This window comes from Bradyrhizobium sp. CCBAU 11357 (assembly GCF_028128865.1).
GTDB lineage: Bacteria > Pseudomonadota > Alphaproteobacteria > Rhizobiales > Xanthobacteraceae > Bradyrhizobium.
This window is the reverse complement of record NZ_LBJW01000111.1, coordinates 329,916-354,005: the sequence shown is the minus strand read 5'-3', so window position 1 is coordinate 354,005 and position 24,090 is coordinate 329,916. Positions and strand designations below refer to the sequence as shown.

Annotated in this window: 23 protein-coding genes; 9 read left to right on the top strand and 14 right to left on the bottom strand. The window is 64.9% G+C overall.

The window, feature by feature from the left end:
• The 11 genes from XI05_RS33725 to cysG all read right to left on the bottom strand — a co-directional run bounded on the left by XI05_RS33725 (position 1) and on the right by cysG (position 10,436).
• Positions 1–1,176: a patatin-like phospholipase family protein gene (locus tag XI05_RS33725; protein WP_271510007.1), complete on the bottom strand. Its 1,176-nt coding sequence runs from the start codon at positions 1,174–1,176 to the stop codon at positions 1–3.
• A 78-nt stretch (positions 1,177–1,254) separates the two neighbouring features.
• Positions 1,255–1,758: a CAP domain-containing protein gene (locus tag XI05_RS33720; RefSeq protein ID WP_212254186.1), complete on the bottom strand. Its 504-nt coding sequence runs from the start codon at positions 1,756–1,758 to the stop codon at positions 1,255–1,257.
• A 107-nt stretch (positions 1,759–1,865) separates the two neighbouring features.
• A complete protein-coding gene (locus XI05_RS33715) occupies positions 1,866–2,900 on the bottom strand; it encodes a sulfate/molybdate ABC transporter ATP-binding protein (protein WP_271510006.1) in 1,035 nt (344 codons plus the stop codon).
• On the bottom strand, positions 2,890–3,801 hold the full coding sequence (gene cysW / locus XI05_RS33710; RefSeq protein ID WP_172784875.1) for a sulfate ABC transporter permease subunit CysW: 912 nt from the start codon (positions 3,799–3,801) through the stop codon (positions 2,890–2,892). Before cysW ends, XI05_RS33715 begins: the two co-directional genes overlap by 11 nt.
• Before the next feature lie 9 nt (positions 3,802–3,810).
• Complete coding sequence (gene cysT, locus XI05_RS33705) at positions 3,811–4,647, bottom strand: sulfate ABC transporter permease subunit CysT (protein WP_172784876.1); 837 nt, start codon at positions 4,645–4,647, stop codon at positions 3,811–3,813.
• A gap of 36 nt (positions 4,648–4,683) precedes the next feature.
• Positions 4,684–5,691: a sulfate ABC transporter substrate-binding protein gene (locus XI05_RS33700; protein ID WP_373569517.1), complete on the bottom strand. Its 1,008-nt coding sequence runs from the start codon at positions 5,689–5,691 to the stop codon at positions 4,684–4,686.
• 115 nt (positions 5,692–5,806) lie between these two features.
• Positions 5,807–6,532, bottom strand: coding sequence for a phosphoadenylyl-sulfate reductase (locus XI05_RS33695; RefSeq protein WP_271510005.1), 726 nt, complete (start codon positions 6,530–6,532; stop codon positions 5,807–5,809).
• A complete protein-coding gene (locus XI05_RS33690) occupies positions 6,529–7,044 on the bottom strand; it encodes a DUF934 domain-containing protein (protein ID WP_271510003.1) in 516 nt (171 codons plus the stop codon). Before XI05_RS33690 ends, XI05_RS33695 begins: the two co-directional genes overlap by 4 nt.
• Complete coding sequence (locus tag XI05_RS33685) at positions 7,031–8,686, bottom strand: nitrite/sulfite reductase (protein ID WP_271510001.1); 1,656 nt, start codon at positions 8,684–8,686, stop codon at positions 7,031–7,033. The genes XI05_RS33690 and XI05_RS33685 overlap by 14 nt, the downstream gene beginning before the upstream one ends.
• Positions 8,687–8,697: 11 nt before the next feature.
• Positions 8,698–9,015, bottom strand: coding sequence for a DUF2849 domain-containing protein (locus tag XI05_RS33680; RefSeq protein ID WP_172784881.1), 318 nt, complete (start codon positions 9,013–9,015; stop codon positions 8,698–8,700).
• Positions 9,012–10,436 (bottom strand): siroheme synthase CysG, encoded by a 1,425-nt coding sequence (cysG, locus tag XI05_RS33675; RefSeq protein WP_271509999.1) that lies wholly within the window; start codon positions 10,434–10,436, stop codon positions 9,012–9,014. The genes XI05_RS33680 and cysG overlap by 4 nt, the downstream gene beginning before the upstream one ends.
• 235 nt (positions 10,437–10,671) lie before the next feature.
• Here cysG and cysD point away from each other — a divergent pair, with 235 nt between their 5' ends.
• From cysD to XI05_RS33655, 4 genes are all read left to right on the top strand, one after another.
• Entirely contained in the window at positions 10,672–11,466 is a 795-nt protein-coding gene (cysD, locus tag XI05_RS33670; protein ID WP_271509998.1) for a sulfate adenylyltransferase subunit CysD, read from the top strand.
• Positions 11,467–11,485: 19 nt separating this feature from the next.
• Positions 11,486–13,402 (top strand): adenylyl-sulfate kinase, encoded by a 1,917-nt coding sequence (gene cysC, locus XI05_RS33665; RefSeq protein ID WP_271509996.1) that lies wholly within the window; start codon positions 11,486–11,488, stop codon positions 13,400–13,402.
• A gap of 364 nt (positions 13,403–13,766) precedes the next feature.
• The gene (locus XI05_RS33660; protein ID WP_271509994.1) at positions 13,767–15,932 is read left to right on the top strand and encodes a malate synthase G; all 2,166 of its coding nucleotides are present in this window, start codon (positions 13,767–13,769) and stop codon (positions 15,930–15,932) included.
• A gap of 163 nt (positions 15,933–16,095) precedes the next feature.
• The gene (locus tag XI05_RS33655; protein ID WP_008546815.1) at positions 16,096–16,296 is read left to right on the top strand and encodes a CsbD family protein; all 201 of its coding nucleotides are present in this window, start codon (positions 16,096–16,098) and stop codon (positions 16,294–16,296) included.
• A 61-nt stretch (positions 16,297–16,357) separates the two neighbouring features.
• On the opposite strand, the gene XI05_RS33650 is transcribed toward XI05_RS33655, so the two are convergent.
• Positions 16,358–16,513, bottom strand: coding sequence for a Thivi_2564 family membrane protein (locus XI05_RS33650; RefSeq protein WP_130363252.1), 156 nt, complete (start codon positions 16,511–16,513; stop codon positions 16,358–16,360).
• 271 nt (positions 16,514–16,784) lie between these two features.
• On the opposite strand from XI05_RS33650, the gene XI05_RS33645 reads away from it, so the two are divergent.
• Positions 16,785–18,878 carry a methyl-accepting chemotaxis protein gene (locus XI05_RS33645; protein WP_271509992.1) on the top strand — a complete coding sequence of 698 codons (2,094 nt, stop codon included), beginning with the start codon at positions 16,785–16,787 and terminating at the stop codon, positions 18,876–18,878.
• 31 nt (positions 18,879–18,909) lie between these two features.
• Here XI05_RS33645 and XI05_RS33640 read toward each other — a convergent pair whose 3' ends face one another.
• The gene (locus tag XI05_RS33640) at positions 18,910–19,560 is read right to left on the bottom strand and encodes a DUF2865 domain-containing protein (RefSeq protein WP_271509988.1); all 651 of its coding nucleotides are present in this window, start codon (positions 19,558–19,560) and stop codon (positions 18,910–18,912) included.
• 16 nt (positions 19,561–19,576) lie between these two features.
• The gene (locus tag XI05_RS33635) at positions 19,577–20,389 is read right to left on the bottom strand and encodes a L,D-transpeptidase (protein WP_271509986.1); all 813 of its coding nucleotides are present in this window, start codon (positions 20,387–20,389) and stop codon (positions 19,577–19,579) included.
• A gap of 206 nt (positions 20,390–20,595) precedes the next feature.
• Between XI05_RS33635 and XI05_RS33630 the strand changes: the two genes are divergently transcribed.
• The 4 genes from XI05_RS33630 to XI05_RS33615 all read left to right on the top strand — a co-directional run bounded on the left by XI05_RS33630 (position 20,596) and on the right by XI05_RS33615 (position 24,029).
• Positions 20,596–21,708 (top strand): AI-2E family transporter, encoded by a 1,113-nt coding sequence (locus XI05_RS33630; protein WP_271509984.1) that lies wholly within the window; start codon positions 20,596–20,598, stop codon positions 21,706–21,708.
• Between the two features lie 78 nt (positions 21,709–21,786).
• On the top strand, positions 21,787–22,158 hold the full coding sequence (locus XI05_RS33625; protein WP_172784890.1) for a DUF883 family protein: 372 nt from the start codon (positions 21,787–21,789) through the stop codon (positions 22,156–22,158).
• An 85-nt stretch (positions 22,159–22,243) separates the two neighbouring features.
• Positions 22,244–22,699, top strand: a complete 456-nt coding sequence (locus XI05_RS33620; protein WP_212254177.1) for a hypothetical protein — start codon at positions 22,244–22,246, stop codon at positions 22,697–22,699.
• A 187-nt stretch (positions 22,700–22,886) separates the two neighbouring features.
• Positions 22,887–24,029: an OpgC domain-containing protein gene (locus XI05_RS33615; RefSeq protein WP_271509982.1), complete on the top strand. Its 1,143-nt coding sequence runs from the start codon at positions 22,887–22,889 to the stop codon at positions 24,027–24,029.
• Positions 24,030–24,090: the final 61 nt, after the last annotated feature.

The window sequence follows — 24,090 nt, the reverse complement described above, 5'->3', positions numbered from 1 at the left end:
CTATTCACTCCTTTTTGCCGGGGGCGCGGTGACGTCCCCCGTGAGATCGTAGGTCACCATGGTCTCGCCGGACTGCGGCCGCTCCAGCCAATCCTTGTGGCGCATCGACAGGTGCACGTCGCGCACGCCGGCTTCCCAATGCTCGACCATGGCGACGTGCGAGAAATCGTAGTCCTTGGACGAGGATTCGTAGTTCTTGCTGCGATAGATCAGATGCACCACGGTGACGGTGCTTTCGCGCGACACTTTCGCCAGGAATTCGACGGAAGGATCGTTCTTGAGATAGTCCGGCAATTTGCCGATCAGATCGCGCACGGCCCTCCGGGCGTTGTGCAGCTGCTTGTTCTTGTCGGTGTTCATCCGCGTGCGGCTGGAATAGCGGATGTCCTTCTCGCGCTCGGCGGCCTCCAGCAGCGAGTTCGGCAGGTCGCCGCGCGCGGAAAACAAATCGACCTGGAAGATCAGCATGTCGCGTGCGACCTCGGCATCGAGCACATAGTCGAGCGGGGTGTTGGAGGCGATGCCGCCGTCCCAATAATGCTCGCCGTCGATGACGACGGAGGGAAAGCCCGGCGGCAGCGCGCCGGAGGCCATGATGTGCTCGGGGCCGATCTTCTTGCCGAGCTTCTTGAACTCGTAATTGTCGAAATATTTGAAATTGCCCGAGGTGACGCCGACCGCGCCGACCGAAAGGCGTGACTTCAGATCGTTGATGCGGTCGAAATCGACGAGACGCTCCAGCGTCTTCTTCAGCGGCGCGGTGTCGTAATAGCTTTCGGCTTCGGGATGCCCCGGCGGCCACAGCGGCGCCGGCGGAATGCGCGGCGTGAAGAAGCCGGGGACGCCGAACGTCGCGATCAGCGCAGCACTGGTCGAATTGAACAGCTCGCGGCTGTGGTCGCTCTTGCCGACCGGCTTCCACGGCACCGGGGCCGACACCATTTCCCAGAATTCCTTGAGCCGCTCGACGCGGGTGCGACCCTCGTTGCCGGCGATGATGGCGGCGTTGACCGCGCCGATCGAGATGCCGGCCACCCATTCCGGATCGAAGCCGTAGCCGCACAGCGCCTGAAAGGCGCCGGCCTGGTAGGAGCCGAGCGCGCCGCCGCCCTGGAGGACCAGGACGCGTTGTGCATTCGCGGGGACGCTGGCGGATTCCGGGCTATGATCGGTCATATGGGAACAATAGCAAAAGGCTGGCCACCGTGGCGACACTCCGCCGCGGCGTCAATGCATCCCGGGATCAAGTCTGGCTTATCGCGGCTCCGTCGAGGCCAGGATCATGGTCCAGAACACCTTGTACTTGGTGCCTGGAGCATAGCTCGCCGCGATGCCTAATTTTGTGACACCGCCCTTGAGCATGTTGGCGCGGTGCGGAGGCGAGTCGCGCCAGCCGGAAAACGCTTCCGCCAGCGTATGATAGCCGGCCGAAATGTTCTCGACCGCCACGGTGGCAGGATAGGCGCCAGAGGCCAGACGCTTGGCCAGCGGCGCGCGGACGTCGTGGTCCATCTTGTTGGCCGCCGCCATGGCGCCCGACTGGGATTCGGCGAGCCTGGTCAAATCCGGGTCGACCACGACCGTGCCGAGCCCGTTGTTCTGGCGGTATTGCGAGATCATGATCGCAGCCGCCTGGACGTCGAGCTTCGAGCCCGGGACCGCCATGTCGGCATACATCGACGGCTGCTGGACCGGTGCTTCGTTGCCGGCGCAGCCGGCGAGCAGCAACATGATGAGAATTGCGGCCGCAGCGCGCATGAATCGGGGCCCCCAAATGAGGGGCCGTTGTTGCATACCAACAATGGCTGAAAGGTGAATATTGAAGAGAATTTGAGCCGTCATTCCGGGGGGGAATGACGGTAGACCTAGCCCGCAAATATCCGGTAGCGACGCGGATTGAGACCGATCGTGTCGCCGGCGCGCAGTTCCTTGTCGCGGGGGGCGTCGATCTCGATGGTCTCGCCGCCGGACAGGGCCACCTCCGCCCGCTGCACCGGGCCGAAATTGCGGACATGCTGGACCGCGCCCTCGAAGGCCCCGCTGCCGGGCGGGCCGACCAGCATGTCATGTCGCCGTACGAACAGCTTTGACGCGCCAGGCGTCAGGCCCTCCGCGGCGAGCTGAAGCGGCCGGTCGCCAAGCCTGATCACGCCGCCCTCGACCTGGACCGGCAACTCGATGGACTCGCCGATGAAGCCGTGAACGAAGGCGCTCGCCGGCGTTTCGTAGACATCGTCAGGTGAGCCGACCTGCTCGATCCGGCCCTTGTCCATCACCACGACGCGGTTGGCGACTTCCAGCGCCTCCTCCTGGTCGTGGGTGACGAAGATCGAGGTGACGTTGATCTCGTGATGCAGCGAGCGCAACCATTTGCGCAGCTCTTTCCGGACCTTGGCATCCAGCGCGCCAAAGGGCTCGTCGAGCAGGAGGATGCGCGGCTCGATCGCGAGCGCGCGGGCGAGCGCGATGCGCTGGCGCTGGCCGCCGGAGAGCTGGCTGGGATAGCGATCGGCGAGCCAATCGAGCTGCACCAGATCGAGCAGTTCCTTGACCCGCGAGCGGATCGCAGCCTCGTCCTTCCGGACCGCGCGCGGCTGCACGCGGAGGCCGAAGGCAACGTTCTCGAACACCGTCATGTGGCGGAACAGCGCATAGTGCTGGAAGACGAAGCCGACGTGGCGCTCGCGGGCGCCTTGCGCCAGCGCGTCCTCACCGTTGAAGAAGACTTCACCCGAGTCCGGCCAGTCGAGGCCGGCGATGATCCGCAGCAAGGTGGTCTTGCCGGATCCGGAGGGGCCGAGCAGAGCCAGCAATTCGCCGTTGTCGACCTTGAGGTCGACGCCGTCGAGAGCGGCAAAGCTGCCGAATTTCTTGACGAGATTCCTGACTTCAATCGTCACTGGCGTCTTGTCCTTCGTCGAGATGACGTTCGAGAATTGTTTTTGCGATGAGCGTGATCAGCGCAAGCATTGCGAGCAGCGAGGCGATCGCGAAAGCGGCGACGAACTGGTATTCGTTGTAGAGGATCTCGACCAAAAGCGGCATGGTGTTGGTCTCGCCGCGGATGTGGCCGGAGACGACGGAGACCGCACCGAACTCGCCCATCGCGCGCGCGTTGCAGAGCAGGACGCCGTAGAGCACGCCCCATTTGATGTTGGGCAGGGTGACGCGGAAGAAGGTCTGCAGGCCGGAGGCCCCGAGCGAGATCGCCGCCTCCTCCTCCTGCGTGCCCTGCTCCTGCATCAGGGGAATCAGCGCGCGCGCCACGAAGGGGAAGGTCACGAAGGTGGTGGCGAGCGCGATGCCCGGCACGGCGAACAGGATCTGGATGTCGTGCTCGCGCAGCCAGCTGCCGAAAAAGCCTTGCGCGCCGAACAGCAGCACGAAGACGAGGCCCGAGATCACCGGGCTGACCGAGAACGGCAGGTCGATCAGCGTGATCAGGAAGGTCTTGCCCGGGAACTCGAATTTCGCAATCGCCCAGGCGGCGACGAGGCCGAACACCAGATTGAGTCCGACGGAAATCGCCGCGACGATCAACGTCAGCTTGATCGCCGCCATCGCCTCCGGCTCGGCGAGCGCGGCGAAATAGGCGAGGATGCCCCGGGAAAACGCCTGCGCGAACACGACGACGAGCGGCAGCACGACGAAGACGGTGAGAAACAGCACCGCCAGCGTGATGATGGCGATACGGACGGCGCGCGGCTCGGTGCGCAAATTGTTCCGCGCTGCCGCCGCGTGAGCGCGTGCCTTCGAGTCGGAGGCCGAGAGCGACACGGAATCTGCGATCTGCATCGTCATGATCCGCCCTCAGCGCGCCGGAATCCGGCTCCGCGCCCAGCGCTGGAGCCGATTGACCGTGAAGATGATGACGAAGGAGACGACCAGCATGACCACCGCGATCGCGGTCGCATCGGCGTAGCGGAATTCGGACAGGCGTATCACGATCAAGAGCGGCGCGATCTCGGAGACGTTGGGCAGATTGCCGGCGATGAAGATCACCGAGCCGTATTCACCGACCGCGCGGGCGAACGCGAGCGCGAGGCCCGTGAGCAGCGCCGGCGCGAGCGAGGGCAGGATCACGCGGACGATGGTCTGCCAGCGGCTGGCCCCCAAGCTGCCCGCAGCCTCCTCGATTTCTGGATCGAGATCCTGGAGCACCGGCTGCACGGTGCGGACCACGAACGGAATGCCGATGAAGATCATGGCGACGAAGATGCCGACCGGCGTGAACGCCACCTTGATACCGAGCGCGGCGAGCGGCGCTCCCAGCCAACCTTTCTCGGCGAACAGCGCCGTCAGCGCGACGCCGGCCACCGCCGTCGGCAGCGCAAACGGCACGTCGACGATGGCATCGAAGATGCGACGGCCGGGGAAGCGGTAGCGCACCAGTGCCCAGACGATGATGCTGCCCATCACCAGATTGACGCAGGCCGCCGCAAAGGCGAGGCCGAACGAAACGCGGAGCGCGTTCAGGGTGCGGCGGCTGGAGAGGATGTTCCAGAACTGCTCGGGGCTGAGCTCGAGCGATCTCAGGAACAGGCCGGCGAGCGGAATCAGGATGATCACGGACAGCCAGGAAAGCGTCAGTCCCATGGTGAGACCGAAGCCCGGCAATGTCCGGCGTCGTGCTGCGAGTGCGCTCACCAGGCCCCCTGCTAAAGCCTCTACGACAGCGCCCGATCAGTTCTTGTAAATCTGATCGAAAACGCCGCCGTCTGCAAAATGTTCCTTCTGTGCCTTGGTCCAGCCGCCGAAGACGTCGTCGATCGTGAACAGCTCGACCTTGGCGAAGGAATTTTCGTACTTTTTGGCGGTCTCGGCATCGCGCGGACGGTAGAAATTGCGCGCGGCGATCTCCTGCCCTTCCTTGGTGTACCAGTATTGAAGGTAGGCGTCGGCCGCGTTGCGGGTGCCCTTTTTGTCGGCAACCTTGTCCACGATCGCCACAGGCGGCTCCGCGAGGATCGACTGCGGCGGTGCGATGATCTGGAATTTTTCGGGCCCAAACTCCTTGAGCGCAAGATAAGCCTCGTTCTCCCAAGCGAGCAGCACGTCGCCGACGCCGCGCTCGACAAAGGTCACAGTGGCGCCCCGCGCGCCGGTATCCAGGACCGGCACCTGCTGGTAGAGCTTTCCAATGAAGTCCTTGGCCTTGTCGGTCGAGCCGTACTTCTTCTGCGCAAAGCCCCAGGCGGCCAGATAATTCCAGCGCGCGCCTCCCGATGTCTTCGGGTTCGGCGTGATGACGGCAACGCCCGGCTTGAGCAGATCGTCCCAGTCCTTGATGCCCTTGGGATTGCCCTTGCGCACCAGGAAGACGATGGTCGAGGTATAGGGTGATGAATTCTGCGGCAGCCGCTTCTGCCAATCCGCCGCGGTGAGACCCTTGTTCGCGATCGCGTCGATGTCATAGGCGAGCGCAAGCGTCACCACATCGGCCTGCAAGCCGTCGATCACCGCGCGTGCCTGCGAGCCGCTGCCGCCGTGCGACTGCTTGATCTCGACGCTCTTGCCGGTTTCCTTCTGATAGGCGGTCGCGAACGCCTTGTTGAACTCGACATAGAGCTCACGCGTCGGATCGTACGACACGTTCAGCAAATTGATGTCAGCGGCCAGAGCCGAGCCTGCCCAGAACCCCGTCGCGAGCAATCCCGCGGCGAGCGGAACGATACGGCGCATCATGTCCATCTCCATTCACCTCGACGACATCGGCGTCATCGACCGGCAGGCATAACTCGTGGCGAAACGCTCTTGTGTCAACGGAACCTGATTTTCTTGTTCGCAGCGTGGCAGCGTGACTGTGCTACGAAGTCTTCATCGTGTGGATGCCGCATTCCGTCTTGGCCCTGCCACGCCAGCGACCGGCGCGTGCATCCTCGCCCTCGGCCGTTCGGCTGGTGCAAGGCATACACCCAACCGACAGGAATCCTGACGCAGCCAGAGGATGTCGCGGCAATTTGGCGCGGGAGAAGATCGCCTCGATCTCCTCGCGCGAGACGTTGGCGAAGGGATTGAACTTCAGCCGCGCGCCGTCGTCCTCCACGACCGGAATGTCGGCGCGCGCATTGCCCTGGAAGCGCTTGCGGCCGTTGAGCCAGGCGTCGAACGGTTTCAGCGCACGCGCCAGCGGCTCGACCTTGCGGATGCGGCAGCAGGCGTCGGGATCGGAGAACCAGAGGTCGCGGTCGGGATCGTCGCGCGACAGCGTCTCCTCGGCGGGCTTGATCGAGCGAACGTCCGTCAGGCCCAGCGTCGCAATCAGCGTATCGCGATAGGCCAGCGTCTCCTCGAACAGCCAGCCGGTGTCGAGAAAGATCACGGGGATCGCCGGATCGACGTCCGCCATCACCTTCAACAGCGTCGCCGATTCCGTGCCGAAGGAGGACACCAGCGCAAGCTTCTCGCGCCCGACCGTTTTCAGCGCCGCGGCAATGACCTCCGCGGGCGAGGCATCGCGCAGGGCGCGATCGAGCTCGTCCGCCGAAGGCAGCGCAGACACGGGCGAAACCTGTGGCGCGATCGCGTTCACGTGCCAACCCCTTCGGAGTGGCGCAGCTGCATGCGCCGGTGGAGCGCGGTGATGCGGCCATCGCCGGTCGGCTGGTAGAACACCGAATAGCGCTTGGCGGTCTGCATGAAGGCTTCGGCGTCGGCCTGCTTCTTGACCTCGAAGGCATCGAAGCCGGCCCGCAGCATGAACACGAACTGGTCGCGCAGCACCTGACCGGTCGCGCGCAATTCGCCGCGGTAATTGTAGCGTTCGCGCAGCAGCCGCGCCTGGCTGTAGGCCCGTCCGTCACGGAAGGTCGGGAACACCAGCGCGACGGCGGCGATCTTGCCGAGATACGGCACGAGCTCGGCGATGTCGCGACTGTTGGGCCAGATCACGCCGACCTTCCCGGAACGCTTGAGCAAGCCTTCGGCCTCGCCAAGGAAGCGCTCGGCGGGCACCAGGATGTCGCCACCCTCGGGCAGCGGCGTGTCGACGGCGAGCTTGAGAAAGCTGTCATCGACGATCTTTCCGCCGTTAACGAGTGGCATAGACGCGCTCCTTGAAGGGTTCGACGCCGAGGCGCTTTACCGTGTCCATGAACAGCTCTTCCGGCCGCTCGCGCAGCGCGAGATAAGCTTCCACGATGTCCTCGACCACGTCGGCGACCTCGTCGAACTTCACGCCGGGACCGATCAGGGTGCCGAGCGCGGCATTCTCGTCCGCACGGCCGCCGATGGTGATCTGGTAAACCTCCTCGCCGTTCTTCTCGACGCCGAGAATGCCGATATGGCCGACATGGTGATGGCCGCAGGCATTGATGCAGCCGGAGATGTTGATGTGGAGACGGCCGATCAGGTTGGCCAGCTCGTGATTGGCGAAGCGCCGCGTCAGCTCCTGCGCGATCGGGATCGAGCGCGCATTCGCCAGCGAGCAATAATCGAGCCCCGGGCAGGCGATGATGTCGGTGATCAGATTGACGTTGGGCGTCGCGAGCCCGAGCTTGTCGAGCGCCTTCCACAGCGCCGGCAAATCGCGCTTGGCGACGTGCGGCAGCGCCAGGTTCTGCTCATGGCCGACGCGGATCTCGCCGAAGGAATATTTGTCGGCGAGATCGGCCAGCGCATCCATCTGCTCGGCCGTGGCATCGCCCGGAGGCCCGCCGGTCGGCTTCAGCGAGATCGTGACGATCGAATAGCCCTGCACCTTGTGCGGCGCCACCGAGTTCTTGCGCCACGCCTCGAAGTCCGGATCGGCCGCGGCCTGGCGCAGCTCGTCCGGCATGTGCGGCAGCTTCTCGTAAGGAGGATAGGTGAAGCGCGAGCGGATGTCCTCGATCACCTCGTCGTCGATCTGGAGCGAGGAGTTGCGAATGTGCTGCCACTCGTCCTCGACCTCGCGCGAGAATTTCTCGATGCCGAGCTCGTGCACCAGGATCTTGATGCGCGCCTTGTAGATGTTGTCGCGGCGGCCGTACTGGTTGTAGACGCGCAAGATCGCCTCGATGTAGCTGAGGATGTCGCGTCCGTGCACGAAGTGCTTGATGGTCTTGGCGATGAACGGCGTGCGGCCGAGACCGCCGCCGACCAGCACCTCGAAGCCGGTCTCGCCCTTCTCGTTCTTGATCAGGCGGAGGCCGATGTCGTGGATCTTGACCGCGGCGCGGTCGTGGTCCGAGGCGGTGATCGCGATCTTGAACTTGCGCGGCAGGAACGAGAATTCCGGATGCAGCGTGGTGTGCTGGCGGATCAGCTCAGACCAGATGCGCGGGTCCTCGATCTCGCCCGGCGCGACGCCGGCCCACTGATCCGAGGTGACGTTGCGCATGTTGTTGCCGGAGGTCTGCATCGCATGGATGCCGACCTTGGCGAGGTCTTCGAGCGCGTCCGGCAGCTCGGCGAGCTTGATCCAGTTGAACTGGATGTTCTGCCGCGTGGTGAAGTGGCCATAACCGCGGTCGTATTTGCGCGCGACGTGGGCGAGCGCCCGCATCTGGTTCGTCGCCAGCGTGCCGTAGGGAATCGCGACGCGGAACATGTAGGCGTGCAGCTGCAGATAGACGCCGTTCTGGAGCCGCAGGATCTTGAACTCGTCCTCGGTGAGCTCGCCGGACAGGCGCCGCTTCACCTGGTCGCGGAACTCCGAGACGCGCTCGTTGACGAGCGTGCGGTCGATTTCGTCGTAAGCATACATAAGTGCGTGCCTTAAACCTGGGCCGGCTGTCCGATTGTGACGCCGGTGCGGCGAATCTGTTCGCGCAGATTGCCGGGCAGGACCTTGCCATCGTCGCCGATCTCCACCGGCGCGATATAGGGGCCGATGGCGCCGACGTCATCGGCCACGGCTTCCGCAAGCAACGCCTTGGCCTCGTCGGAGTTGCGCACGATGGCGGCTTCCGACAGCTCGGCGGACCAGCTCTTGGCGGCGGTACGGTAGACCACGATGCCGTCCCAGGTGCGGTTGGCGGTCACGACCGAGGGGCCGGCGATCTTGATCTTCTTCTGTTCGAGCGGGGAGGTCATTCAGCTGCATCCAATAGGTCAGAGATGATTTGCTTGGGAGTCTGGCGGCGAAGCGAGCCGGCATGCCGGACCACGTCGCCGATGATGAGGATGGCGGGACCGCCATGGATCCGCCGCACCAGTTCCGGCAGGTCGCGCAGCGTGCCGATCGCGCCTTGCGCATCGGCCCGCGTGACGCGGGCGAACACGCCGACCGGCGTCTCCGGCGAGCGACCGGCCGCGAACAGGCCGGCGCGCACGGCGTGCGCTGCGGTCACGCCCATGTAGACCACGACGGTCATCTTCGTGTCGGTCAGCGTCGACCAATCGACGTTCTCGGCATCGCGCGACTTGTGCGCGGTGAGAAAGGTGATGCGGGTCGCTTCGTGACGGTAGGTGAGCGGCACCTCGAAATCGGCGGCGGCGCCTAGGCCTGCAGTGATGCCGGGAATGATCGAATAGGCGACGCCGGCGGCGCGCAGCGCTTCCACTTCTTCGCCGCCGCGGCCGAACACGAAGGGATCGCCGCCCTTCAGCCGCACGACGCGCTGGCCCGATTGCGCGGCCTCGATCATGCGCCTGTTGATGGCGTCCTGGCCGATGCCGGGCTTGCCGACGCGGCGGCCGACCGCAACGCGCGTGGTGTCGCGGCGAATGCGATCGAGAATCTCGGGCGAGACCAGTTCGTCATGGAAGACGATGTCGGCGTCCTGCAGCGCGCGCAGCGCCTTGATGGTGAGCAGATCCGGATCGCCGGGGCCGGCGCCGACCAGCGCGACCGAGCCTTCCGGCTTGTCGGCGCGGGCAAATGCGGCGGGATCGGAGATCGCCTTGAGCGATGCGTCCGCTTCGCTCTTGCGGCCGGCGAGTACGGCAGCGCCGATCGGACCGTCGATGACGCGCTCCCAGAAGCGGCGGCGCAGCGGAAACTCGGCGATGCGCTCGTTGATGGACTTGCGGAAGGTGCCGATGAACTCGGCGAGTTCGCCGATGCGGGCCGGCAGCAGCGCCTCGATCTTCTCGCGCACGCGCCGCGCCACCACCGGGGAGGAGCCGCCGGTGCCGACCGCGACCACGACATCGCCGCGATCGACGATGGCCGGAAAGATGAAGCTGGAATGCTCGAGGTCGTCCATGACGTTGACGGGAAGGCCGAGCGACTTGGCGCGAGCCGACATGGCCACACCGACATCGCCCGCACCCGCGCAGACGACAGCGATGACGCCTGAAAGATCGGCCGTGAGCGGATCGCTCGCCGCGATCTCGATGCGCGCCGCATCTTCGGTGTCCAGGCCGAGGTCATGATTGCCGTCGATCGCATGCACGCGCAGCCGCGCGCCGGCAGCGGCGAGCACGCGCAGCTTGGCACGCAAAAGCTCGCCCGCGCCGATGAGAACCACCGGGCCGGCCTTGAGATCGAGAAACACCGGCAAGAACCGCATGCGATACTCGCTTCCCCACAAACGGGGTTGACTGGAATTATTTTCTATATATGTCTCGTTTCGAGCGCGCAAAGAGAAATTTTTTTCTTCTCTTCTGCACCGCAACTATAGAATTTTCGCCTCCAAACGCAAAGTGGCAGAGATGCATCTTCTCAGGACGGATTCCGGTGCAGATGGGCAGAACTTTCGCGCGCCCATTTCCGAGCAAATTCCAGTCGGGCTGACCGCCCCGAGCATGGATCATCTCGACCAGCTCGAAGCGCAGAGTATCTACATCTTCCGTGAGGCCTTTGCCCGGCTGAAGAAGATTGCCCTGTTGTGGTCCCTCGGCAAGGACTCCAACGTCATGATCTGGCTGGCGCGGAAAGCCTTCTTCGGCAAGATGCCGTTCCCGGCCCTTCACGTCGACACCGGCAAGAAGTTTCCGGAGATGTATCGCTTCCGCGATCATTACGGGAAGGAATGGGATCTCGATCTGCGCGTCGAGCCCTGCCCGCCGATCGATGCGGTCGACCCGACGCTGCCGCCGGCCGCCCGTTCCGCCGCGCGCAAGACCGAGGGCCTCAAGATGGCGCTCGCGAAGTATGGCTTCGACGGCCTGATCGCCGGCATCCGTCGCGACGAGGAAGCGACCCGCGCCAAGGAGCGCGTGTTCTCGCCGCGCGGGGTCGAAGGCAACTGGGACGTGCGCGACCAGCCGCCGGAGTTCTGGGATCATTTCAACGCCTCGCCGCCGCAAGGCGCGCATTTGCGCATCCATCCGATCCTGCATTGGACCGAGGCCGATATCTGGGCCTACACCAAGCGCGAGAACATTCCGATCATCCCCCTGTACCTCGCCAAGGACGGCAAGCGCTATCGCTCGCTCGGCGATCAGGACATCACCAACCCCGTGAATTCGACGGCGTCCAGCATCGACGAGATCCTGATCGAGCTCGAGCAGACCAAGGTGCCGGAGCGCGCCGGGCGCGCGCTCGACCACGAGACCGAGGACGCCTTCGAGCGTCTGCGCGTCGCCGGCTATCTCTGATCAAGGACGCTTTGCGGCTATGAACATGATCGTCACTCCCGCTTCGCCTGCGACCCCGAACGGCACCACGCGTCCGCAAGTGCGCATCGTCATCGTCGGCCATGTCGACCACGGCAAGTCGACGCTGGTCGGCCGCCTCCTGCATGAAACCGGCAGCCTGCCCGACGGCAAGCTCGAAATGCTCAAAGCCGTCAGCGCGCGGCGCGGCATGCCGTTCGAATGGTCGTTCCTGCTCGACGCGCTGCAGACCGAGCGCGACCAGGGCATCACCATCGACACCACGCAGATCCGCTTCCGCACCAACTCGCGCGACATCGTGCTGATCGACGCGCCCGGCCACGCCGAATTCCTGCGCAACATGATCACCGGCGCCTCGCAGGCCGACGGTGCGGTGCTGATCATCGACGCGCTGGAGGGCGTGCGTGACCAGACCAGGCGGCACGGCTATCTCCTGCATCTGCTCGGCGTGAAGCAGGTCGCCGTCGTCGTCAACAAGATGGACCGCGTCGATTTCTCCGCCGCACGCTTCAAGGACATCAGCGACGAGATTTCCGCGCATCTGAACGGCCTCGGCGTGACGCCCACGGCCGTAATCCCGATTTCCGCGCGCGATGGCGACGGCGTCGCCGAGCGTACCGACCGCATCGGCTGGTACAAGGGACCGACCGTGGTCGAGGCGCTCGATCGCCTCGAGCCGGCGCGTCCGCTGGAAGCGCTGGCGCTGCGGCTGCCGGTGCAGGCGATCTACAAGTTCGACGACCGTCGCATCGTCGCCGGCCGCATCGAATCCGGCAGCCTGATTGCCGGCGACGAGATCGTGATCATGCCCGCGGGCAAGATCGCGAAGATCAAGACGGTCGAGAGCTGGCCGGTGACGCCGGTCGCCAGCCGGCAAGGCGCCGGCCGCTCGGTCGGCATCACGCTCGACCGCGAATTGTTCATCGAGCGCGGCGACATCATCGCGCATGTAGGCAGCGCCCCGCGCGAGACGCGGCGGCTGCGCGCGCGCATTTTCTGGCTGCACGACAAGCCGCTCGCCAAGGGCGACCAGCTTTTGGTGCGCTGCGGACCGAAGGAAAGCCGCGCCACCGTTGTCGCGATCGAGAAGGCGGTCGATCCCGGTGAGCTCTCGAGCAGCGAGAACAAGGCGATCGGCCGCAACCATGTCGGCGAGATCGACATCTCCCTGTCCAATGCGATCGCGACCGATCCCTACACCGAAAATCCGCGCACCGGCCGCCTCGTGATCGAGGTGTCCGGACGCATCGCCGGCGGCGGCCTGGTGCTGTCGGTCGATGCCGGCCAGCGTGCCGTGCCGGTCGACATCGTGCCGGTGGAATCGGCGCTCCGCAGCGACGAGCGCTCGGCGCGCTACCGCCATAACGGTGCCGTGGTCTGGCTCACCGGCCTGCCCGCCTCCGGCAAGTCGACGCTGGCGCGGGCGCTGGAGCGGCGTCTCTTCACCAATGGCGGCTCGCCGATCCTGCTCGACGGCGACACGCTGCGCGCCGGGCTCAACAGCGATCTCGGCTTCTCCGCCACCGATCGCAGCGAGAACATTCGCCGCCTCGCCGAGGTCGCGACGCATCTCGCCCGCAACGGCCACATCGCGATCGTCGCGGCGGTCTCGCCCGCGCGCGAAGATCGCGCCGCCGCGCGCCGCATCGCCGATACCGCGTTCCGCGAGATCCATGTCGCGACGCCGGCCGAAGTGTGCGAGGAGCGCGATCCCAAGGGCCATTACAAGAAAGCCCGCGCCGGCGCGCTCGCCTCGTTCACCGGCATTGGCAACGATTACGAGAAGCCTGAGGCTGCCGAGCTCGTGATCGACACGTCGAAGCGGACCGTGGCCGAGGCGGCTGACGAGATCGAGCAGATGCTGAAGACATCAGGCGTGCTGTTCGACGAACTCGTGGACCTCGCTGCGAATATTTGAGGCCGGCCTAGTCCCCGCTGTCGTCGCCCGGCTTGCCGCCTTCGCTACGCTTCGGAGTGCCGAGTGTCCGTGCAGGTCTCGGCGTATCCTTGGCGAAGCCGGGACCGGGCGACCCAGTATTCCAGAGACAGCGTTGGGATACGGAGAAGCCGCGGCGTACTGGATTCCCCGCTTTCGCGGGGAATGACACCGGTGCGTGGGGCTTCTCCCACTTCCTCTTGACATTTTGACAAGCTCCCGGGGGTCTTCTCACCGCCCTGATTTTGGGGCTAATAGGTCCGGAAAGCCGCCCCGCGTGGGCGCATTTTGCTGCTGTCGGGTCAAAAGCAGCCAAAAACAGCCATTTCCAACAAGAAAGCCCATCATGAAACGCGTCGACGCCCACGGATTGAAGATCGCCCCTGTTCTGTTTGACTTCATCGCCAAGGAAGCCGCCCCGAAAACGGGGATCGCGCCGGATGCGTTCTGGGCCGGGCTTGCCGGCATCATCAAGGAGCTGGGACCGAAGAACCGCGAGCTGCTCGCGTTTCGCGACAATCTGCAGGCCAAGATCGACGACTGGCACCGCGCCAACAAGGGCAAGGCGTTCGACCTCGATGCCTACACCGCCTTCCTGAAGGAGATCGGCTATCTCGTGCCGGAGCCGGCGACGCAGAAGGTCGAGACCGCCAATGTCGACGAGGAGATCGGCAAGATCTGCGGCCCGCAGCTCGTCGTGCCGCTCACCAATGCGCGCTACGCGCTGAACGCGGCGAATGCGCGCTGGGGCTCGCTCTATGACGCCTTCTACGGCACCGATGCAATCCCGCACGACCCATCCGAGAGCGGCAAGGGCTACAACAAGGCGCGCGGCGACAAGGTGATCGCCAAGGCCAAGGCGTTCCTCGATAACGCCGTGCCGCTCGCGACCGGCAGCCACACCGACGTCACTGGCTATAGCGTCGTCGCCGGCCAGCTCGCAGTGAAGCTGAAGAGCGGCAACGCCACCGCGCTGAAGCACGCCGCACAATTCGCCGGCTTCCAGGGCGATGCCGCCGCGCCGAGCGCCGTGCTGCTCGTCAACAACGGCCTGCATATCGAGGTGAAGATCGACCGCAGCAGCGCGATCGGCAAGGACGATCCCGCCGGCGTCGCCGACATGATCATGGAGGCCGCGGTCTCCACCATTCTGGACATGGAGGACTCGGTCGCCGCGGTCGATGCCGAGGACAAGGTGCTGGTCTACCGCAACACGCTCGGCCTGATGAACGGCACGCTGTCGGCCGATTTCGAGAAGGGCGGCAAGACGCTGACGCGTTCGCTCAATTCCGACCGCCTCTACAAGACGCCTGACGGCAAGGGCGAGGTCAAGCTGCATGGCCGCAGCCTGCTGTTGATGCGCAATTGCGGTCACCACATGTTCACCGACGCGGTGCTGGACGAGAAGGGCGAAGAGGTTCCGGAAGGCCTGCTCGATGCCGCCGTCTCGGGCCTGCTCGCGATCCACGACCTCAAGGGCCATTCGAAGGTCAAGAACAGCCGCACGGGTTCTGCCTACATCGTCAAGCCGAAGATGCACGGCCCGGACGAGGTCTCGCTGACCTGCGAGATCTTCGACCGCGTCGAGAAGATGCTGGGCTTGCCCGAGAACACGCTCAAGGTCGGCATCATGGACGAGGAGCGGCGCACCACCGTCAACCTCAAGGCCTGCATCCAGCGCGCCTCCAAGCGCATCATGTTCATCAACACCGGCTTCCTCGACCGCACCGGCGACGAGATCCACACCTCGATGGAAGCGGGCCCGATGATCCGCAAGAACGAGATGAAGGCGCAGGCCTGGATCAAGGCCTACGAGGACTGGAACGTCGACATGGGCCTGACCTGTGGCCTGCCGGGCCACGCCCAGATCGGCAAGGGCATGTGGGCCGCCCCCGACAAGATGGCGGACATGCTGGCGCAGAAGCTCGGCCATCCGCAGGCCGGCGCCACCACCGCCTGGGTGCCCTCGCCCACAGCGGCGACGCTGCACGCGTTGCACTACCACCAGGTCAACGTGATCGCGCGCCAGGAAGAACTCGCCAAGGGCGGACCGCGCGCAAAACTGTCCGACATCCTGACCATTCCGGTGTCGAAGTCGAACTGGGCGCCCGATGACGTCAGGCAGGAGATCGACAACAATTGCCAGGGCATTCTGGGCTATGTCGTGCGCTGGATCGACCAGGGCGTCGGCTGTTCCAAGGTGCCCGACATCCACGATGTCGGCCTGATGGAAGACCGCGCCACCTTGCGCATCTCCAGCCAGCACCTCGCCAACTGGCTGCACCAGGGCGTCATCACCGAGGCGCAGGTGATGGAATCGCTCAAGCGCATGGCGGTCGTCGTCGACAAGCAGAACGCTGGCGATCCGATTTACAAGCCGATGGCGCCCGCCTTCGACGGCGTCGCCTTCAAGGCGGCCTGCGACCTCGTCTTCAAGGGGCGCGAGCAGCCGAACGGCTACACCGAATACATCCTCACGGCGCGCCGCCGCGAGGCCAAGGCTCTTGGATAAAGAGGCTCTTGGATAAAGAGGCGCTGGGCTGAACGAAGTCACGGAACCGTCAAAAGCCCCGGCCCGCGCCGGGGCTTTTTTCTTGCGCGAAACGTCGCGGCTTGGCGCGGAACAGGCTGCGTGCGCCTCGCGTTGTCGGGCCATCAACCCATGGGAGATGGTCATGGACTGGAATCGGATCGAAGGAAACTGGAAGCAGTTCAAGGGATCGGCCAAGGAGAAATGGGGCAAGCTCACCGATGACGACCTCCAACTGATCGAGGGCCGCCGCGAGCAACTCGAGGGCCGGCTGCAGGAACGCTACGGCAAGGCCAAGGACCAGGTTCGTCAGGACGTCGACGACTGGCTGAAGTCGCTGCACTAGAGCAGCATGAACGAAGCCCCGGCTCAGGCCGGGGCTTTTTGTTTGGGAGCAGTAACCCTCGCTAGAATACTGTCAGATATTTCAGCAGCGACACGACGCCGATGATGATGACGATCACGCGCGCGATCTGCTTGGCGCGGCCGTCCATCGGCAGCATGTTGATCAGATAAAGCACGAGAATGACGACGAGAAAGGTGACAAGGACGCCGATCAGCATTGCAGGGACCCCCCTTCTGGCAAATTGCTAACGATGTCCTAACGCTGGCCTCGCGCGCTGGTTCCATCAACGCAACCCATTGCAACTTCTAGTAAATGCGTATTTTTACCGGTTGCTTGGCTGCCTAAAACTTTACCCTTTTCCTCTCACATGCAGAAACCGTCTGGCCATGAGGCGCCAACGGCATGTGATTGCCGATGCCACAGGGCCCCTCCTTTTCGATTGTTGCCGGGCGCCCTCCGCGAACTCGGCATGGAAATTGGGGACCTCGATGCTGAATCGTCTGACCGTATCCGCGCTGCTCAAGGCAGTGATCGCGATCACGTCGGTCTGCGTGGTCGTTGCGCTCTCGCTCACCGCCTACGCATCCTGGGATCGGCTGAGGACCGCCAGCCGGATCTCGCAGATCGCGGACGCGTCCGCCGACCTGTTCAAGGCGATGCACAATCTGCGGACCGATCGCTCCACCAGCAACAGGCTGCTGAACGCGACCACGCCAATGGACGCCGACATCGAGAAATATCTGCGCGCGATCCGCGACGCCGAGATGCCGGCGATGGCGCATGCGCTGGAGCTGTTGCCGGCCATCGACTTTCCGCAATCCGGCACGCTGGTACCGGAACTCGCGCGCCTCTACAAATCCGCGAGCGAGCAGCAGAAACAGTTCTGGGAGGACGTCGCCAAGCCCAAGGATCAGCGCCGCGCCGGCCTGCCGAAGGAATACATGGAGACGACGCAAGGCCTGCTCGACACGCTCGACAAGCTCTCGAGCGTCCTGGCCGGGACCGTCAATCACCAGGACGCGGCGATCGATCAGCTGCTGTCGATCAAGCAGAACGCATGGCTCTTGCGCAACACTGCCGGCGAAGCCTCGCTCATCGTCTCGACCGGCCTTAACGCCGGCAAGATCACGCCCGAGGCTCACCAGTCCTACACCCAATATGTCGGCGGCACGGCCGCGATGTGGAAGGCGCTGGAATTGTCGGCATCGGGCATGCAGCTGCCGTCCGCGCTGTCATCCGCCATGACCGCGGTCAAGTCCGCCTATTTCGATCCGCAATATCTCGCCCTGCGCGACCGCCTCGCGGAGACGCTGGTGAAGGGCGAGAAGGCCGAGATGACAGCCAATCAATGGACCCCGGTCACGGTCGGTCGCCTGTCCAGTGCCGTCGCAGTGGCAGAAGCCGCCCTCGACGCCGCCAAGGTCCATACGCTGGAGCAACACGGCGCCGCGCAGCGCGCGCTGATCGTGCAGCTTGGGCTCCTGGCGCTCGCCATTGGGCTTGCCGTCGGCGCGACCATGCTGGTCAGCCGCCGCGTCATCACCCCGCTCAACACCATCCGCGACGCCATGCTCAAGGTCGCCGGCGGCGACCTCGCCGTCGACAGCGGCTATCTCGACCGTCATGACGAGATCGGCGCACTGGCCGGCGCACTGGAGACCTTCAAGCAGCAGGCGGCCGAGAAGCTCAAGATCGAAGAGCAGGAGCGTGAGCGCAATGCGGGCGCCGCCGCCCGCCAGCGCGTGGTCGAGGCCCATGTCGGCGAGTTCGAGAGCGCCGTGCGCAAGTCGTTGGGCGAACTGAGCGAGGCCTCCGGCGAGATGCGCAAGACCTCGGGCGACCTGTCGGCCGTCTCGCGCCAGACCAATGAACGCGTCGAGATTGCCGGCAAGGCCTCGAACGAGGCCTCCACGAGTGTCGAGAGCGTCGCGGCAGCGGCCGAGGAGCTTTCGGCCTCCATCAACGACATCAGCCAGCAGGCCGCGCATGCCGCGGGCATCGCCAGCCGCGCCGTCACCCAGGCGCGCGAAACCGACGGCACCGTGCAGGGCTTGGCGCAGTCGGCGGGGCGCATCGGCGAGGTCGTCGGCCTCATCAACACCATCGCGGCGCAGACCAACCTGCTCGCGCTCAACGCCACGATCGAGGCAGCGCGCGCCGGTGATGCCGGCCGCGGCTTTGCCGTGGTCGCCTCCGAGGTGAAGTCACTCGCGAGTCAGACCGCGAAGGCGACCGAGGAGATTTCCGAGCAGATCGCCGACATCCAGAAGGTTGCGGGCGATGCCATCAACGCGATCCAGGCGATCGGCGGCATCATCAGCGAGGTCAACGAAGTCGCTACCGCCATCGCGGCCGCAGTGCAGGAGCAAGGCGCCGCTACGCAGGAGATCACCCGCAGCACGCAATACGCGGCGCAGGGAACCAAGAATGTCTCGGACAACATCACCGGCGTGAAGGCCGATGCCGACACCGCAGCCGGTGCCGCGGAGAACGTGAAGCAGGCCTCCGAGATGCTGGAGACGCAAAGCCGCCAGCTCGGTCAGCAGGTCAGCGATTTCCTGGGCAAGATCCGCGCGGCGTAGGGCTGGCGAGGACGGCGTTCGGAAGCCGAAGCTACTCCTTCGCCACCACGGGGACCTGGCGGAATCTGGCGCGCACCGATTCCGGCAGCGGCGAGAAATTCATCGCGACGCCGCGGCGGTCATTGGCGTTGCGGCTGGCGACCACGAGGCCGCCGGCTCCGGCGACGATGTCGCCCTTGCGCAGGGTCGGATCGTCCTCGACCTTGACCGATGCGAGCCCGACCGGGTCCTTGCCGTTGCAGGTACAGCCCGCGACGATCTCGTTGCGAAAGCGGAACGCGTTCGGCAGGTCGGAATAGGACTTTCCGTTCTCCGTAGAGGCGTCGTCGATATTGCTGCCGTAGACCAGCGAGGTTTCCGAGGCCGGGCAGAAGCTCTTGCAGGATTGCGCCTTGCTCTCGGCGTCGCTGCCTTGCGCCGGGAAATAGCGGCCGTCACAGCCGCGCACGCAATAGGCCGCGCCGCCGCCATAGGAGGCCCGCTGACGCGGCCCATCGTAGCGCGGCCCACCGTCATTGGGGAATGGCATGCGGATCTCCGGCGGCGGCCGCATCCGGAAGCCGCCGAACAATGCGGAGAAGAAATCCTCCGCATGCGCCGACGGCGCCGATGCGAGACCGGCGGCGATCGCGATCAGGATCACCGTTCCGCCAGTCCATTTGCCAATCAGGCGTCTGCTCATATGACCTCGCTCACGCTTAATTCACGGCCGACGACGTGATGTTCAACGCCTGCCGACCCGAGGGCAGCGTCGTCACGGCCGGACGCCTGCGTACGGGCTCGCCGGCCTTGTCGCCTCCTCTGGCCATCAAGGGCGCGTTCTTCGGCAGGACCACGACCTTGGCGCCGACATTGACGCGATTGAACAGGTCAGTGACGTCCTCGTTGGTCATGCGGATGCAGCCGGAGGAGACGAACTTGCCGATGGTGGAGGGATCGTTGGTACCGTGGATGCGGTATTGGCTCGAGCCGAGATACATCGCACGCGCACCGAGCGGGTTGCCGGGGCCGCCCGCGACGAAGCGCGGCAGATAGGGCTGGCGCGCGATCATCTCGGCCGGCGGATGCCAGTCCGGCCACTCGGCCTTGCGACTGACGCTCTGCACGCCCGACCAGGTAAAGCCCTCGCGGCCGACGCCGACGCCGTAGCGGATCGCGCGGCCGCCTCCGAGCACGTAGTAGAGATAGGTGCTGTTGGTATCGATGACGATGGTACCGGCCGGCTCGCTCCTGTCGAAGCTGACGATCTGCCTGCGCAGCCGGGCGGGCAACTGAGCATCCTCGTCGGCGACCTGCGGCGCCTCGTTGAGGTCATCCTGCGAATAGGCTTGGCCTTGCGAGTATTGGCCCTGCGAGTACAGGTCCTGCGGATACACCCGCTGCATCGGCGCATAGCCGAAGGTTTGCGCGCTCGCGGTGCCCATGGGCGCCATGAGCAGAGCGGTTGCGAAAGCGAATGCGCCGACGGCGCGCGGCGAGAAGCTGCGACGGACTGCAAACAACTTTGTCATGAGCTGCCCCGTTGGATGTGCATCAGGTGATGCGCTGCCCAACAAACTCCGCCGGCTGGATCGAAGTTCCGTTGCCGCGTGCGGCAGCGACGTCACAGTCAAGCGAGCCATCGTTCACGAAGCCGCGATGGAACCGGCATACCGCCCACGCGTTGTGAGGTCATCAATGGGCGCGCGGATCGCGGATTCCGTGCGGGAGAGATATTGTGCGCGTCCTACCCAGTGAACGTCTGATTTCCGGCAACGGCGAAGGCGAACCGCTCCCCGAGAGCCATGTCGAGCTGCCGCCGGTGATCCGCCGCACTGAATTCGTCGCATTCGCGCTGGCCGGCCTGTTGCTGATTGCCATCGTCGCCGTGCTTTATGTCGGCAAGGCGTTCTTCCTGCCGGTCGTGATGGCGTTCGTCACCGGGACCATGCTGTCTCCGGCGGCCACCTTCCTGGAGCGAAGCAAGGTCCCGCGCAGCCTCGGCGCCGTGCTGATTGTGGTCGCGGTGACCGCGGTGGTCGCCTTCGTCGTGGCGCTGATCGCTTCGCCGGTCATGGAGTGGAGCACGCGCCTGCCGGAGCTCGGCGCGCAACTGCGGGACAAGCTGCACGTGTTCGATCGGCCGCTTGCGCTCTGGCGGGAGATGCAAGCCATGCTCGGCGGCTCGGAGGGATTGCCGAGCATCCACATGCCCAAGGTCGAGTGGGTGCAGCCGACGCTGGAATTCCTGTCACCGACCTTTACCGAATTTCTGCTGTTCTTCGTCACCCTGATCCTGTTCATCGCAAGCTGGCGCGACCTGCGGCGAGCCATGATCATGACCTTCAGCGATCGCGACGCGCGGCTGCGCACGCTCCGGATCCTCAACGAGATCGAGGTCCATCTCGGCAATTATCTGCTGACCGTCACCCTCATCAATGTCGGCGTCGGCGTCGCCACCGGCCTGATCTGTGCGCTCACCGGAATGCCCAATCCGGCCGGGCTCGGCGCGCTGGCGGCCACGCTCAACTTCATCCCCATCATCGGGCCCGTGGCGATGTTCGCCGTGCTGGTGGTGGTGGGGCTGATCGCCTTTCCGACCATCGGCGGCGGCCTGATGGCCGCGCTCGCCTTCGGCGGCCTCACCTTTCTGGAGGGGCACTTCATCACACCGACGATCATCGGCCGGCGGCTCGCCCTGAACGCGCTCGCCGTGCTGCTCGCGCTCGCGTTCTGGACCTGGCTGTGGGGGCCGATGGGCGCGTTCCTGTCGTCGCCGCTCCTGATCGTCGCGCTGATCCTGAAGGACCACCTGTTGCCGGAGAATTCGCCGCAGCTTCCGCAAGCCTGACCGGTTTCAGCGAACGGAACTTACCCGGCGACGAAACGTTCTCCGCCCATCTCAGCCGTCAACAGTTCGGAGCTCCCGATGTCCACGCCCAATGCCGAAACCGGGATGAGAGACTGGACCGACAAGGCCACCCGAGACCGCCTCGAAAAGGATGTAGCAGCCGTGAAAAGCGATATCGCCGCCCTCACCGACCAGATCACCGACGCGCTCAATACTTTCGCCAACTCCACCAGCAAGCAGGCTCGCCGCGGCTATCGCCAGGCGCGCGAGAACATGGATTCCGCGATGGACGACATGTCCGAGCGCGGCAGCGCGATGATGGAAGCCGCACAAGACGCCTACGGCTCGATCGAAGAGACGCTGGAAGATGCGATCACACAGCGGCCGCTGGCAACCGTCGGGCTGGCGCTCGGCATCGGCTTCCTGATCGGCGCCGCCTGGCGTCGCTAAGGATGCCGACGTTCATTTGAGGCAGCGACACGCGGCCGCTGTCGGCCCGTGACGATTCGGCTGGCGGGGATTGAGGAGCAAGGCCATGTTTCAGCGCATCATCGACAGCATCAGTGCATCCACCGGCACGACTGTTCGGCTGACCTCCCTTGCCGCGGGCGCTGCCTTCGCGCTGCTCGTGACGACCGGCTTCCTCTGTGCCGCCGTCTTCATCTGGGTGCTGCAGAAATATGGCCCGGTGCAGGCTTGTCTTGCCGGCGCCGGCATCTTCTTCCTGCTGACCCTGGCCGCGGCAGGGTCCTATTGGGGCTACAAGCGCGAGGTGCAGAAGCGCGCCCAGATCGCGGCCGAGCGCGCGGCGAAATCAGCCGCGCAGAGCATGCTTGCAGATCCGATGCTCCTCGCCACCGGGCTTCAGATCGTTCGCGCCATCGGCGTCAAGCGGCTGTTGCCGATCCTGGCCATCGGGGGCGTCGCCCTCGGCATCCTGGCGAGCCGCGCCGGCGTGTCCGACGAGGTGTCGGCGGAGCCTGCCGAGTAGCGGTCGGAGCGGGTTAGAAAATTTCGCCGTAATCCCTTTGAGCGCATCTATCCCAATTCGATAGAGGGCGAGGGCCGCATTTCTGCGCCGTTCGGCGCGATTGCCTTGCCGCTCACGCAAACGCTACTCGGATGGGCAGGCGGTTGCCGCTAAAAGCATCATCCTGATTCCCAAAGCTATTTTACTTATGAAACCGTCCGTCAAGGCGAACCTCGCCGCATTCCAGCACGACGCCAGGCTCTATCTGACGCTCGGCATCGCCAATTGGTCCATCTTCGTCGACCATATTCCGAACAACGTCGTCAACCTGCTGACGCTGCGCAATTTCGGCTTCAGCGGCGCGGCGGACCTGTTCGTGTTCGTGGTGGGCTACGGCGTTGCCATCATCCACGGCAGGATGGCGCTGGAGCGCGGCTACGTGGTCGCAGCGACGCGCATCTTTCGCCGGGTCTGGCGGCTCTATGCCGCCTATGTCGTGCTGTTCGTGATCTATATCGACGCCATCGCCTATGTCGCCTCGCAATCGATGGCGCCGGAGATCATCCACGAATACAACATCTCCGGAATTCTCGAGCACCCGCTGCGCATCCTGGTCCGCGGTCTCGTGCTCCAGGAAGAGCCGCTGAATCTCGACCTGCTGCAGTTGATGATCCCGCTGATGGCGTTCTTTCCGCTCGCGCTGTGGGGCCTGTTGCGGGGGCCGAACCTGACGCTGGCGGCATCGGTCGCGCTGTATCTTGCCGCGCGCTGGTTCGGCTGGAATTTTCGGATCTATCCGGACGGGGAATGGACCTTCAATCCGCTGTGCTGGCAGCTGCTGATGGTGCTGGGCGGCTGGTTCGCCGTGAGGGGTGCGCCGGGGCGGGCGTTGCGCGGCATGTCCTGGCTGCGGATCCTCGCAGGCGCCTATTTGATCTTCGCGATGGCCGTCACCTTGATGCGCCATTCGCCGACGCTGTCCGCTTACCTGCCGGATCTCCTCCTCAACAGCATCGCGCCGACCGACAAGGAAAACCTCGCGCCCTATCGCGTGGTCCATTTCCTGGCCCTCGCGTTCATTGCGACCCATCTCATTCCGGCCGATCACCCCGGCCTGAGATGGAAACCGCTGCAAGCGGTGATCGCATGCGGTGAGGAATGGCTCGCGGTATTCTGTGTCGCCGTGTTCCTGTCCTTCGCCGGCCACCTCATCCTGATCACCGGGCCGAACCTGGTGCTGATGCAGGTGGCGGTGAGCATCACCGGCTTCGCCGCGATGACCGGGCTCGCCTACTACATCGCCTGGTCGAAACGGCAGGATCTGCCGGCAGCCCTGCGGCGGCAGGCGTAGAGCCAAAAACGCGTGCGATTCTGCTAGGCCGAAAGCCGCCCCTGCGCTATGCCGGGACTCT